Below are 13,841 nucleotides of genomic sequence, written 5' to 3'. Positions count from 1 at the left end.
TAGCCAGATGCGCAGGCGGCCGGGCCGACTGCGCGGTCGCATCCGGACTGCAGCGGCTGCCTTCCGCCCACGTCTCCCATCAGGCCTCTGCGCCCCTCCGCTTTGCCGCAGCCGTGCGCTGGGGCGGCTGGTACGGTCGCCGCCGCCCCGCCGCCCGCATGAGCTTGCGGAACTTCGGGCATTCCAGATGCGATGGCGCCGAGCAGTCGGCGACGTGCCGGAGTGCGTCGCGAAGTACGCGCAAGTCCGCGATCTGGCGCTGCAGCGCATCCGCCTTGGCGTGCAGCTCCGCACGCGGCAGGTCGAGTTGGCCGTCGCCTGAAAACATCCCGGCGATTTCCGCGAGGCTGAAGCCGGCGGTTCGCCCGAGATCGATCAGCGACAGCCGGAGCAGCACGTCGGCCGCGAATTGCCGACGCAATCCGCGGCGGGCGACCGAGCGGATCAGCCCGATCTCCTCGTAATAGCGCAGCGCCGAGGGCGGGACGCCGGACCTCTCGGAGACCGTGCCGATATCCAGCAAATCCATGCTTGACCTCAAGTTGGCTTGAAGTGGCAGCTTGGTGCGACTCGACGGTTTCGGCAAGAGGAACGCCATGGAACGCCCAAGTTCGACACAGACGACAACGGTTTGGCGCGACAGGCGGGCGATCGCTCTTTTGATGGCGGCGATGCTGACGACGATGGCAAATGCGACGATCAGCCCGGCGCTGCCCGGCCTGCAGCGCCTCTTTGCGGGCGAGCCGCACGCAGCGCTCCTCACCCGCATGCTGGTGACGGCCCCTTCGCTCAGCGTCGCCCTCTTCGCACCCTTTACCGGGATCGCAGCCGACAGGTTCGGGCGGCGCCCGCTGCTGATCGGCGGCGTCATCCTGTTTGCGCTCGCCGGCAGCAGCGGACTTGTCCTGGCGGACCTCAGGGCGATCTTCGCCAGCCGCCTTGTCCTTGGCATTGCGGTGGCGCTGATCATGACGGCGCAGACCGCTCTCGTCGGGGACTACTTCTCCGGCAGCGACCGCAACGCCATGACGGGCCTGCAGATCGCGGCGCGAAACTTCGGCGGCTTCCTCTTCATCTCGATCGCCGGATGGGTTGCGGCGCTGTCGCCGCGTCTTCCCTTCGCGATCTATGCGCTGGCCGCCCTGTTCCTGCCGCTGATGTGGATCGTCATCACCGACGTCGCGCAGCGCCCCACGGCCGTGAGGATCGATCACGGCAGCGGCGGCGGTTCGCCGACGGCGTGGCGCCTCCTTTTTGCGGGGCTGGTGCTGCTGCAGGCACTGACGAACCTCTTGTTCTTCATCGTGCCGACGCAGCTGCCCTTTTTCTTCGCGTCAGAAAGCAGCAGCGGCGCGGTGATGACCGGCTCGGCGCTCAGCATCTTGATGCTGACCGGCGGCTGCGTGGCGCTGCTTTATCGCCGCATCCAGGCGACCATCGGCTATGCCGGTGTGTTCGGCCTCGGTTATGCCGCGATGGCGTTCGGCTTCAGCCTCCTCATCCTGCCCGGGCACGCCATGCTGGCCTTTGCCGGCGCGGCAGCGATCGGCACCGGCTATGCGCTGGTTTCACCGAGTTTCGTCGCCCTCGCCCTCGACCTCGCGCCGGCCGACAAACGCGGGATGGCGGGCGGCATCCTGACGGCGTCGGTCTTCGTCGGCCAGTTCTGCTCGCCGCTTCTGACGACGCCGATCCTCGCAGCCGCTGGCTTCAGCGGGCTGTTCGGCGGCGCAGCGCTCGTTTTGGCGGCAATGGCCTTGATTGCGGCGGCCGGCGGAGTGGTCCAGCGCCTTCGAATGGTCGTCCAGCTGTAACCGCGAGACCGGCCCGATCGACGATGGCATCTACACATCGCGGGCTCAGACGCGTATAGGCGAGCGAAAGCCTGCACGATGGAGCAGTGACGCCGACCGGCGCGGCCGCGACGGACGGGCGCGGCAGTCGTGTCTTCGGCCCCGGCGGTCCGATCACCGCCGCTGGCCCGTACGCCAAACTCGAACCGCGGAGAGGCACGATGAGCGCCGCCACGATGACGTCCAGCCGCACCGCGCCGGCGCGCAGCTACCTGTCGCGGCGCACCTTCGCGATCATCTCCCACCCGGACGCCGGCAAGACGACGCTGACCGAGAAGCTGCTGCTCGCCGGCGGTGCCATCTCCATGGCCGGCGCCGTGCGGGCCAAGGGCGAGTCCCGCCGCGCCCGCTCCGACTGGATGGAGATCGAGCAGAACCGCGGCATCTCCGTCACCTCCTCGGTGATGACCTTCGAGCGCGACGGCGTGACCTTCAACCTTCTGGATACGCCGGGCCATAGCGACTTCTCGGAAGACACGTACCGCACGCTGACGGCGGTCGACTCCGCCATCATGGTGATCGACGCCGCCAAGGGCATCGAGGCGCAGACGCTGAAGCTCTTCGAGATCTGTCGCCTGCGCGATATCCCGATCATCACCTTCGTCAACAAGGTGGACCGCGAGGGGCGCGATCCCTTCGAGGTTCTGGACGAGATCGAGGAGAAGCTGGCGCTGGCGGTCGCGCCCGTGGTCTGGCCGATCGGCCAGGGCACGACCTTCCACGGCCTCTACGACCTTGCCCGCAACGAGCACCTGACCGCCACCAAGGGACGCACCGGCGACGCCGACACGGCGCAGGCGATGAGCGGACCGGGCGACGCGGCGCTCGACGCCATCGTGCCAGGCGAGATCCTCGGCGAGTTCCGCGACCAGGTGGAACTCGCCACGGAAGGCTACGCCACCTTCGATCCGGAGAAATACCGCTCGGGTCACCTGACGCCGGTGATCTTCGGCAGCGCGCTGCGCTCCTTCGGCGTCGACCGGCTCCTGTCGCTCGTCGCCGAGCACGCCCCCTCGCCGCGGCCGCAGCCGAGCGATGCCGGCCCCGTCGATCCCGCCCGCGACAAGGTCTCGGCCTTCGTCTTCAAGGTGCAGGCCAACATGGACCCCAAGCACCGCGACCGCGTCGCCTTCGTGCGCTTCTGCTCAGGCCACTTCCAGCGCGGCATGAAGCTCGACCATGTCCGCTCGGGCAAGCCGCTCGCCGTCTCCAACCCGATCTACTTCTTCGCGCAGGAGCGCGCGCTGACGGAGGAGGCCTTTGCCGGCGACGTCATCGGCATACCGAACCATGGAACGCTGCGCGTCGGCGACACGCTGACGGAGGGCGAAACCTTCCGCTTCACCGGCCTGCCCTCCTTCGCGCCGGAGGTGCTGCGGCGCGTACGGTTGGAGGATTCCATGAAGGTCAAGCAGCTGCGCCGTGCGCTGGAGGATCTCGCCGAGGAAGGTCTCACGCAGGTATTCCGGCCGGTCATTGGCTCCAGCTGGATCGTCGGTGTCGTCGGGCCGCTGCAGCTCGACGTCCTCGCCTCACGCGTTGCCGCCGAATACAAGGTCGAGGTCTCGTTCGAGCCGGCGCCTTATGCGACGGCGCGCTGGATTCGCGCCAAGGACCCGGCGCTGATCGCCAAATTCGTAAAGGACAACACGCTGGAGGTCGCGCTCGACCGCGACGAGAGCCCCGTCTTCCTGCCGCGCAGCGAATGGGACCTGCGCTATGCCGCGACCAACAATCCGGATCTCACTTTCGAGGCAACGCGCGAGATCGTGGGGTGAGGCCAGCAACGCCGAGGCAGTCTCCTGGATCGCAGTAACGGCTTGCGGCGCGCCGACGCGTCAGCCGCGGCGACGCCGGCTCAGCCGATCGTAAAGCCGCGCCAGGAGGCGAGCGCCATCAGCGCCCCTGCCCCGATGACGATGCCGATCATCATCCAGGATGCGGCAATCACCAGGTCGGTCGCCTTGGATGGAGCGGTGGCGCCCGAAGACCGCAGCGGCTCCTCGTCGGCGAAGCGCGCGGCCGAGCCGTCGCCGCGCAGGGCAGACCGTTCGCCAAGACCGTCCGAGACGGCGAACGCCTTGTCGCGCTCCACAATCCGTTCGGCGATATAGGCGGTGACGCGATCGGCGATGACACGCGCCTCCAGCGATTCCGCCAAAGTGACGCGGCCGAGGCGCGTCTCGCGCACGAAGCGGTAGGTCCGCCGGTCGCGCGCCATGGTGACATGTGCCGTGCCGTCGACCCAGAAGCGCGGCTGCGGCCCGCCGGAGATGGCGAGATCGAACAGGTCGTCCTCGGGCGGAATGTCGTCGATGATCGGTTGCAGCGCCTCGACGAAGATTTCCAGCCGCGCCCGGTCGGCCTCGCGGATATCGACGATGACGTCCGAGCGGTGCGCCGCGGCGATCTTGGCGGCGCGCACGGCTTCCGCGAGGCGCCGGGTCCCCGTCAGAGCTGTTACGCTGTCGCTGCCGTCGGCCATGCTGGTGTTCCCGATCCTCATGTTAACGTTTCGTTCACTATAAGATGGCGCAAATCAAGCCGCGGCAACGGCAGTGAGCCTGTTGCACCGCCAAATTTTGCGCAAGTTGCCTAATCAGCGGCCGTCGCGGCCTGCCCGAGGCTCTCCGCCAGGCAGACGAGACAAGGCGTCACCGCCCCAGCGGAGAGCAGGAACGGCGTGTCGCCTCGGCTCTCACCGCGGTGCCGCCGTCCTGCCGGCAGACGACTGTCTCGATCGCGCTGTCATCAAAGGCGTCGAGCACCGGGGGCAGCTTCCCCCCGGCACACAGAACAGGCGGCGCACACCTTGCGCCTCGAGAGAGCGCTGACGAGGAGTTCGCCGCCCGTGCCGTTTATTTTGCGATGATCCGGTTCGCCGCCGAGACAATCGCCTCGAGCGAGGCCGTCACGATGTTCTTGTTGATGCCGGCACCGAAAAGTCGCCCGCCGTCGTGCTCGACCTCCACATAGGAGATCGCAGCCGCGTTGGAGCCGTGCTGCAGCGAGTGCTCGGAATAGTCCGCCACGGACATCGCTACGCCGACATGGCGCGACAGGGCGTCGATGAAGCCGTCGATAGGGCCTGTGCCGCGCCCTTCGATCGTCGTCTCGACGCCGTTGTCAAGGATCGTCGCCTCGACGACGCGCTCGCCATGGACGTTGTGGCTGGGCCGCGTGAAGTGATCGACGAACTTCAGCCGGGCGCCCGGCTGCTCGACATAGCGTTCGAGGAAGCGCTCGTAGATGCGCTTGACCGGCAGCTCGCGCCCTTCCTCGTCGGTGATGCGCTGGATGTCCTCGCGGAACTCGATCTGCAGGTTGCGCGGCAGGTTCAGCCCGTAGTCGGCCTGGAGAACATAGGCGATGCCCCCTTTGCCGGACTGCGAGTTGATGCGGATGATCGCCTCGTAGGAGCGGCCGACATCCTGCGGGTCGATCGGCAGATACGGCACTTCCCAGACCGGCGTGTTGGCGGTCTTGATCGCCTTCATACCCTTGTTGATGGCATCCTGGTGCGAGCCGGAAAAGGCGGTGTAGACGAGTTCGCCGACATATGGATGCCGCTCGGGGATAGCGAGCTGGTTGCAGTACTCGTAGACATCCTTGATGTGGTTGATGTCCGAGACGTCGAGCTCCGGGTCGACTCCTTGCGTGAACATGTTCAGCGCCAGGGTGACGATGTCGACATTGCCGGTGCGCTCGCCATTGCCGAAGATGGTGCCTTCGACGCGGTCCGCGCCCGCCATCAGGCCGAGCTCGGTCGCCGCGATCGCCGTGCCGCGGTCATTGTGCGGATGCAGCGAGACGATCAGGTTCTCGCGATTGTCGAGGTTGCGGCACATCCACTCGATCTGGTCGGCGTAGACGTTGGGCGTCGCCATCTCGACGGTGGCCGGCAGGTTGATGATCAGCTTGTTGTCCGGCGTCGGCCGGACGATCTCGATCACCGCGTTGCAGATCTCCAGCGCAAAATCGAGTTCGGTGCCGGTGAAGCTCTCCGGCGAATATTCAAACTGGTAACCGCCGCCCGCTTTCGCCGCCATGTCGGTGATCATCTTGGCGGCATCGGTCGCGATGGTCCGGATGCCGTCACGATCCTTGCCGAAGACGACGCGCCGCTGCAGCTCGCTGGTGGAGTTGTAGAAGTGGACGATCGGCCGCCGAGCGCCTTCCAGCGACTCGAAGGTGCGGGTGATCAGCTCGGGCCGGCACTGGACGAGCACCTGCAGCGCCACATCGTCCGGCACATCCCCTTCCTCGATGCACCAGCGGGTGAAGTCGAAGTCGGTCTGCGAGGCCGAGGGGAAGCCGATCTCGATCTCCTTGAAGTTCATCGACTTCAGGAGGTTGAAAAAGCGCGCCTTGCGGTCCTGGCCCATCGGATCGACGAGCGCCTGATTGCCGTCGCGCAAATCGACGGAGCACCAGATCGGCGCCTTCTCGATCGCCTTGGAGGGCCAGGTTCGATCATTGAGGTCGAGCCGGGCATAGGGCTGATACTTGCGGGTCGCAGCCGCCATGGCGGCGCTCTCTCCGGCACCCGGCCGGACGCTGGTCGTTGCGGACATCAATGCACCTTCATCGCTTGGCGGAGCCGGCGGCGGCGCGAAGCGCTCTGCTACGGCCGGGTCATCCGCAATCCATGGGGAGAAGTAAAGCGAAAAGGGGCATGGCTGGGGAGCCGGCTCGACCGCCGGACGCCCCTTCGCTTAACGGGCCCGACGGTCGCCGCTAAGGGTAAGAAGAATGAACGCAGCCGAACGCATCGAAGCCGTGGCGGCGTCGGCGCAGACCGGGAATTGGGTCGCTGCAGCGTTCATGCGGGGCACCATGCTTGGCCGGCGAGCAAAAGGCAAGCCCCCGAGTGCCGGCTTCGTGTCGGCGGGCGGAATCGGAGGCTGCATCCGCGAGAAGCCGTTTGCGCTGCGCTGAGCCGGCCGACCTTACCCCTCGATCATCTGCCGAATGGTGGTTGCCAGCGTCTCGAAGGCGAAGGGCTTGCCGATCATCTCCATGTTGTCGCCGAGGAATTCGGCGCGCACGGACGCCTTCTCGGCATAGCCGGTCACGAACAGCACCTTCAGTTCCGGCCGGAGGTCGCGGGCGATCTCGGCGAGCTGCCGGCCGTTCATGCCCGGCAGTCCGACATCGGTCACGAGAAGATCGATGCGCTCGCCGGACTGGAGGATCGGGATCGCGGCATCCGCGCTGGCAGCTTCGAGCGGCCGATAGCCGAGCTCGTTGAGCACCTCGACGACGAGCATGCGTACGAGCTCCTCGTCCTCCACGAGAAGCACCGTTTCGCCGCGTCCCCCGGGCGCGCTCGCCGGAGCCTCCCCGGCCTGATCCGCCTGCGCGCCGGCCAGCGGCAGGAACAGCCGGATCGCCGTTCCCTCGCCCGGCTCACTGGTGATGGTGATGTGACCGCCGGACTGCCGCATGAAGCCGTAGATCTGCGACAGGCCGAGCCCGGTGCCCTGCCCGATCGGCTTGGTGGTAAAGAAGGGCTCGAACACCTTGGCCAGCGTCTCTGGCGTCATGCCCGAGCCGGTATCCTCGACGGAGAGAACGGCGAAGGGCCCGGTGGCGTTCGGAAGGGCCGCGATCTCCAGACGGCTCGCCAGGCGTGTTCCGATCGAGAGCAGCCCGCCCTCCGGCATGGCATCGCGGGCGTTGATGGCCAGATTGAGCAGCGCGTTTTCGATCTGGCTGACATCGGTGTTGACGCTGCGGCCGCCGGCGCCGAGATCGATGACAATGCGGATGTTTTCGCCGAGCGTGCGCCGTAGCAGATCCTCCATGCCGGCAACGAGCTGATCGAGATCCACCGGCTTTAGGTCGAGCGATTGGCGTCGCCCGAAGGCGAGAAGCCGAGCCGTCAGAGTCGCGGCTCGCTGCGCCGACTGCATCGCCGCCGTCATGTATCGGTCGACGGTGGCATAGTCGCCCTTTTCGATGCGGCGGCGCATCAGGTCGAGCGAGCCGATGACGCCGGCCAGCATGTTGTTGAAGTCGTGCGCGATGCCGCCGGTCAGCTGGCCGATGGCCTCCATCTTCTGGGATTGACGCAGCGCCTCCTCGACACCTTCGCGTCGGGCCATCTCGGCCGACAGTTCCGCCGTTCGCTCGGCCACGCGCGTCTCGAGCATGGCAGCGGCTTCGCGCAGCTGGCGTTCCGAACGGTGTCGCTCAGTCACGTCGAGCACGAAGACATGGAAGCCGTCGACCTCTCCGCTGTCGGTGAAGCGCGGGATGTAGCGGACCTCAGTCTGCGCATCCGGCCTGCCCGGCATCGGCCATGGCAGCTCCACCTGCACGGATATGCCGCGTAGCGCCTGTTCGATACCTTCGCGCCGCTGCTCGTAGATCTGAGGCCCCATGACCTCGGGCACGGTGCGGCCGATGATGGCCCCCGGATCGATCCCGAGCCAGGTGCGGTAAGCCAGATTAGCGAAGCGGTAGCGCAGATCCTTGTCGACGAAGGCGATCAGGACCGGCAGTGAGTCGGCAACGAGACGCAATTCGCGCTCGCTGTCCTCCAGGGCGGTGCGGCTCGCCGTCAGTTCCGCGAGTCGATCCCGCATCTCGAACTGCTTCTGCCGCGCCCGCATCACCGCCGCGACAGTGCTGACAAGCGACTCCGCACTCAGAGGCCGTTCCAGCACGACGACGTTGATGATCTGCTCCGGCAGCCGACCCCGCAGCGTTTCGGCAGCGGCGAGGCGACCTGTGCGCCGCGCGGCCAGAAGTACGAAAGGAACGTCGGACCAGGGGGGCTGCGTATCGAGCGCCGCCGCCAGCGCAAGCCTGCTCTGCTGGAAGCACTCTTCCGTGAGGATGATCGCGCCGGTGTCGTCGTCGATATCAGCGGCGACGGCGTCGAGATCCGGACAGGTCCTGACGACGTAGCCGTTGCGGCCGAGGAGATCGCAGATGCTGTCGGCATCGCGCCCGAAGGGCGCGCAGACGAGAACGCGGTAGCCTTCTCGCGCTTGCCTATGCACGCGGTCGATCTTCCATCAGCGGCTCGCGCGAGCCGACATATTCCGGCGTCCCGGTCAGGATGCCCCTGAACTCGCTGAGTGGCGCACCGACCCGCACTCCACTGAAATCGATTCTCAGTTCACGGATCGCATCCTCATGCACACCGCTGCGGTTCTTCAGCGCCGATATGGCCTTGCGGATTCGGCCATCGGCCTCGAAGAAGCGGATGAGGAGAACGGCATCCGCAACATAAGAGATGTTCAAGGAGCCCGTCGCCATTGTGCCGACAAGTCCGTGCTGCGGATTGATCAGGAAGGTGCCGACGCCCTTCTGGTTGAGATAAGACAGCAACTCATGGATCTGCAGGATCAGCTGCTGCTCCTGCGGCATGGCGGCCAGATAGCCGTTCAGGCTGTCGATGACGACGAGCCGGCAGTCGCGTGTCTCGACCTCGCGCCTGACCTGCCAGGCGAATTCGCCCGGCGAGAGCTCCGCCGGATCGATCTGACGGATTGCCAGCAGGCCATCGTCGATATGCTGCTGAAGATCGAGATGCATCGCCTTGGCGCGGACCAGCATGGTGCCGATGCGTTCGTCGAACTCGTAGATGGTGCAGGCCTCGCCGCGCCGGCAGGCAGCATCGACATATTGCAGCGCGATAGTCGTCTTGCCGGTGCCCGCCGGCCCGGTGATCAGCGTGCTCGTGCCGCGCAGCGGACCGCCCGCCAGCAGCGAGTCGAGCTCGGCGATGCCACTGCTGATCGGATCGCCGGCGAACGGGGCGTGGTGGTCGGCGGCGATCAGCCGGGGATAGATTTCGAGCCCGCCTTTACGGATGGCGAAGTCATGGTAGCCCGCGATGAAATCAACGCCTCGCAGCTTCTGCACCTGCAGGCGACGGCGTGCCGCTCCGAAGTCGAGCGTCAGGCGCTCAAGCGTCAGCACGCCGTGGCAGAGGCTATGAAGATGATTGTCGCGGTCACCGGCGGTTGCCGTCAGGTCGTCGATGAGAACCACGGTTGCGTCGCGCGGCCCGAAGAACTGCTTCAGCGCCATGACCTGGCGCCGATAGCGCAGCGGGTCCTGGGCCAGCAGCCGCATCTCCGACAGGCTGTCGAAGACGACACGGCGCGGGCGCACGCGATCGACTTCGTCCTGGATCAGCTTGATCGTTCCGCCGAGTTCGACCTCCCAGGCGTGCAGGATCGATTGCTCCCGGCCCTCTCCCAGAAACTCCTCCGCCGAGGCGAGTTCGAAGATGTCGATTCCGCAGACATCCATGTCGTGCGAGGCGGCAACGGCCAGGAGCTCGTCGCGCGTCTCGGACAGGGTGATGTAGAGCACCTTCTCCCCGCGTTTCGCTCCTTCGATGAGGAACTGCAGGGCCAGCGTCGTCTTGCCCGAGCCGGGCGCACCCTCGAACAGATAAAGGCGCCGGTCCGGCAAACCGCCATTGAGGATGAGATCGAGTTCAGCGTTCCCCGACGAGATGAGGTCCGGTGTGAAGGGCATAACGAACGTCGCCTGTTTTCGAGCGAACGGCAGAACGCGACGATCGCACAGGAGGCATACCAATCTCTGCCGCTGCTAAGCAATCAGGCAGTGGCGCGTGGATCAGCAGAACCTGCAGCCATGGCAGGTGCCCCTGCGCAGGACGCTCAGATCACCGGAACACCGGTCTGCTTGGCCTCCGCCTCCGGCTCGACATGGATGAGGACCTGCGCGCCGCGAAAAGCGTCCTGCAGGGCATCCTCGATCCGGTCGCAGATTGCATGCGCGGCGCCGACCGTCATGGCTTCCGGCACCACCAGGTGGAATTCGATAAAAATCGCCCGTCCGGCAATACGGGTCTTCAGATCATGCACCTCAATGGCGCCGTCCGCCCGCGTCGAGATGATCTCGCGAACCTTCTCGCCCTCGAGCGGATCGAGCGCCTGATCCATGAGTCCGCTGATCGAGTTGGTGACGACGCGGTAGCCCTCGCGCAGGATGTTGAGCGCCACCAGCGCCGCCATGGCTGGATCCAGCACGTCCCATCCCGTCGCAAGTGCGACGAGGAGCCCGGCCAGCACGCCGACGGAGGTGACCACGTCGGCCAGGATATGGCGCCCATCGGCATCCAGCGCCGGCGAGCGCTTCTCGCGCCCGAGCCTGATCAGGAACAGCGCCCAGCCGAGATTGATCACCGTCGCGACGGCATTGATGGCGATGCCGAGCGTCGGCGCCTCCAGCGCCCGCGGGATCAGATAGGCCTGCCAGGCCTCGCGCAGGATCAGGAGGGCTGCGAGGGTGATCAGGACACCCTCGACCACGGCGGAGAAATACTCCGCCTTGGTGTGTCCGAAGGGATGGTCGGTGTCGGCGGGTTTGTAGCTCACTGTCACCGCCCAGAGGGCGATCAGGCCGGCGATGACGTTGACGATCGATTCCAGAGCGTCGGAAAACAGTGCCACCGAGCCGGTGACGGCGTAGGCGGCATATTTGATGGCGAGCACAACCATCGCGACGGCGACGGTGGCCGCCGCCGTACGCTTGACCGTGGTTCCCGCCGCAGCGTGCCGCTCGGCTCCGGCCAGAGCTGCGGGCATGACGTCAGGCAGCCTTCTCGCGGGCGCGGCGCGGCAGATGCGCCACGACGTTCTCGATCATCCGCATGCCGGCAGCCCCTCCGAGGCTCATGATACTCTCGGGGTGGAACTGCACCGCCGCAACGGGTTCGGAGCGATGCTCGAACGCCATGACGATGCCGTCCTCGGTTTCCGCCGTCACCTCGAAGTCACGCGGCAGCCGCACCGGATCGGCGAAGATCGAATGGTAGCGGCCGACGGTCACCTCGCCCGGCAGACCGGAGAAGATGATGCCGGGCTTCGACACGCGGATGCGTGAGGGTTTGCCGTGCACCGGAACATGCAGCGTGCGCAACTCGCCGCCATAGGCTTCGGCGAGCGCCTGCAGGCCGAGGCAGACGCCGAACACGGCAGCGCCATGGCCGCGCGCCGCGCGGATCGTCGCCTTGCAATCGAAGTCGCCGGGATTGCCCGGGCCGGGCGAGAGGACGACGAGATCGGGATCGACCCGCTCGAAGATCTCGGCCGGCACCGGCGTGCGCACCGTCGAGACCGTCGCACCGGTCTGGCGGAAGTAGTTGGCGAGCGTGTGGACGAAGGAGTCCTCGTGGTCGACGAGAAGAACACGCAGCCCCTCGCCGACACCCGCCGCCGTCCGCTCCGTGCCGGCGTCGTTCGGCGTGCCGGCTTCGCGAATAGCGGCCAGCATGGCCGATGCCTTCAGTTCCGTTTCGGCCTCCTCCTCCTCCGGATTGGAATCGTAGAGAAGCGTCGCGCCGGCGCGCACCTCGGCGATGCCGTCCTTCAGCCGGATGGTGCGCAGGGTCAGGCCGGTGTTGAGGTCGCCGTTGAAATGCACCATGCCGATGGCGCCGCCATACCAGGCGCGCGGGCTCTTCTCATTCTGCTCAATGAAGCGCATCGCCCACAGCTTCGGCGCGCCGGTCACGGTCACCGCCCAGGCATGGCTGAGGAACGCGTCGAAGGCATCCATGCCCTCGCGCAGGCGGCCCTCGATGTGATCGACCGTGTGGATCAGCCGCGAATACATCTCGATCTGGCGGCGGCCGATGACGCGCACCGAACCCGGCTCGCAGACGCGGCTCTTGTCGTTGCGATCGACGTCCGAGCACATGGTGAGCTCGGACTCGTCTTTCTTGGAATTCAGAAGCTTCAGGATCTGCTCGGAATCGGAGATCGCATCGTCGCCGCGGCGGATGGTGCCGGAGATCGGGCAGGTCTCCACCCGACGCCCGTTCACCCGCACGAACATCTCCGGCGAGGCGCCGATCAGGAACTCGTTCTCGCCGAGATTGATGAAGAAGGAATAGGGCGACGGATTGATGGCCTTCAGGCGTCGCGAGATCTGCGACGGCGGCCGGTCGGCGCGCTCGTAGAAGGTCTGCCCAGGGACGACCTCGAAGAGGTCGCCGCGCATGAACTTCTGCTTCGCCGAGCGTACGAGCTCGGCATATTCGCCGGGACGGTGATCGCCGCGCGGCGGAATACGCTCGGAGGTCGTGAAGGGATGGTCGCTGCCGCCGCCTTCGAGGCCGGCCGTCGTACGCCCGTCCTTCTGGAACTCGTAGCGCTCCACGTAAGCGGCTGCCGAATAGTGATCGACCATCAGGATCTCGTCCGGAAGGTAGAGCACGAGGTCGCGGCGGTCGGCGGCGCGCGGCAACACCTCCGTCACCGGATCGAACTGGAAGGCGAGATCGTAGCCGAAGGCGCCGTAAAGGCCGAGATCGCTGTCCTCGTCCGACTTGAACAGGGCGACCACAGTGCGCAGCACCGAGAAGACAGTCGGCATGCGCGAGCGCTCTTCCTCCGTGAAGGCGCGGTTCGGCATGGCGATGGTCAGGTCGAGTCGGTCGCCGTCGCGCTGGGCTTCGGCAACATCCTCGTGGTTCTCCAGAGCTTCAGCGATGAAGTCCAGCAGCACGGAGCCGCGCGGGTTCAACGCCTCGACACGCATCAAGCGCCCGCTGGACGAGATCACCAGCGGCGGATCGACGATCGCCGTGTCCCAGCGCGTATAGCGGCCGGGATACTCGTAATTGGAAGAGAATACCGCGCCGCGCCGGCGATCGAGCCGGTCAACATAAGGCTCGATCGCGCCCTCATAGGCAACGCTGGTGCGCTGCCGCGCGACGGTAATGCCGCCCAGCGTCACATACTGTTCGCCGGCCTCGGTCCGAGCATCCAGAGTCATGATCGTTCTTCCTTCATGGTTCTGGTTCTGACCGGCTTACGAACACGAAAAAGGCCGCCGGCTGGAACCAGGGCGACCTCTCGTTTCATCGACGCAAACGCAGGAAGGCCGCTCTTAAGAGGCCCGCCACCACAGCTTTGCAACAACCGCGTTCGTCATGCCGGCATCGGTAGCGCGAACGCGCGAAAAGGGCAATGGGCTTGCGCGGACGGCAGC

The 13,841-nt window shown here is 66.3% G+C and carries 10 protein-coding genes; 3 read left to right on the top strand and 7 right to left on the bottom strand.

Translation table 11 applies throughout. The features are described from left to right. Window positions 1–79 precede the first annotated feature (79 nt). Window positions 80–529, bottom strand: a complete 450-nt coding sequence (locus C0R46_RS06585) for a helix-turn-helix domain-containing protein (protein WP_102958813.1) — start codon at window positions 527–529, stop codon at window positions 80–82. A 67-nt stretch (window positions 530–596) separates the two neighbouring features. Here C0R46_RS06585 and C0R46_RS06580 point away from each other — a divergent pair, with 67 nt between their 5' ends. Together C0R46_RS06580 and C0R46_RS06575 are read left to right on the top strand one after the other, a co-directional pair. Beyond that, the gene (locus C0R46_RS06580) at window positions 597–1,814 is read left to right on the top strand and encodes an MFS transporter (protein ID WP_102958812.1); all 1,218 of its coding nucleotides are present in this window, start codon (window positions 597–599) and stop codon (window positions 1,812–1,814) included. Window positions 1,815–2,014: 200 nt separating this feature from the next. Further along, complete coding sequence (locus tag C0R46_RS06575) at window positions 2,015–3,631, top strand: peptide chain release factor 3 (RefSeq protein ID WP_102959234.1); 1,617 nt, start codon at window positions 2,015–2,017, stop codon at window positions 3,629–3,631. A gap of 80 nt (window positions 3,632–3,711) precedes the next feature. Here the strand turns inward: C0R46_RS06575 and C0R46_RS06570 are convergent, their stop codons facing one another. Both C0R46_RS06570 and leuA read right to left on the bottom strand, forming a co-directional pair. Next, window positions 3,712–4,359 carry a hypothetical protein gene (locus tag C0R46_RS06570; RefSeq protein WP_245413453.1) on the bottom strand — a complete coding sequence of 216 codons (648 nt, stop codon included), beginning with the start codon at window positions 4,357–4,359 and terminating at the stop codon, window positions 3,712–3,714. 352 nt (window positions 4,360–4,711) lie between these two features. Continuing rightward, entirely contained in the window at window positions 4,712–6,427 is a 1,716-nt protein-coding gene (gene leuA / locus C0R46_RS06565; protein ID WP_102958811.1) for a 2-isopropylmalate synthase, read from the bottom strand. A 178-nt stretch (window positions 6,428–6,605) separates the two neighbouring features. On the opposite strand from leuA, the gene C0R46_RS06560 reads away from it, so the two are divergent. Then, window positions 6,606–6,791, top strand: a complete 186-nt coding sequence (locus C0R46_RS06560) for a hypothetical protein (protein WP_102958810.1) — start codon at window positions 6,606–6,608, stop codon at window positions 6,789–6,791. 11 nt (window positions 6,792–6,802) lie between these two features. Here C0R46_RS06560 and C0R46_RS06555 read toward each other — a convergent pair whose 3' ends face one another. The 4 genes from C0R46_RS06555 to C0R46_RS06540 form a co-directional block, all read right to left on the bottom strand. After that, complete coding sequence (locus C0R46_RS06555) at window positions 6,803–8,863, bottom strand: PAS domain-containing sensor histidine kinase (protein ID WP_102958809.1); 2,061 nt, start codon at window positions 8,861–8,863, stop codon at window positions 6,803–6,805. Beyond that, on the bottom strand, window positions 8,856–10,355 hold the full coding sequence (locus C0R46_RS06550; RefSeq protein ID WP_102958808.1) for an ATPase domain-containing protein: 1,500 nt from the start codon (window positions 10,353–10,355) through the stop codon (window positions 8,856–8,858). The genes C0R46_RS06555 and C0R46_RS06550 overlap by 8 nt, the downstream gene beginning before the upstream one ends. Window positions 10,356–10,501: 146 nt before the next feature. Further along, window positions 10,502–11,431 carry a cation diffusion facilitator family transporter gene (locus tag C0R46_RS06545; protein ID WP_102958807.1) on the bottom strand — a complete coding sequence of 310 codons (930 nt, stop codon included), beginning with the start codon at window positions 11,429–11,431 and terminating at the stop codon, window positions 10,502–10,504. A 4-nt stretch (window positions 11,432–11,435) separates the two neighbouring features. Then, window positions 11,436–13,625 (bottom strand): anthranilate synthase, encoded by a 2,190-nt coding sequence (locus C0R46_RS06540; protein WP_102958806.1) that lies wholly within the window; start codon window positions 13,623–13,625, stop codon window positions 11,436–11,438. Between the last annotated feature and the right edge of the window lie 216 nt (window positions 13,626–13,841).

Origin of the sequence: Mangrovicella endophytica (genome assembly GCF_002893625.1) — a bacterium.
GTDB classification, from domain to species: Bacteria; Pseudomonadota; Alphaproteobacteria; order Rhizobiales; family Rhizobiaceae; genus Mangrovicella; species Mangrovicella endophytica.
The sequence above is the reverse complement of the archived record's forward strand: the minus strand, read 5'-3'. Positions and strand labels throughout refer to the sequence as shown.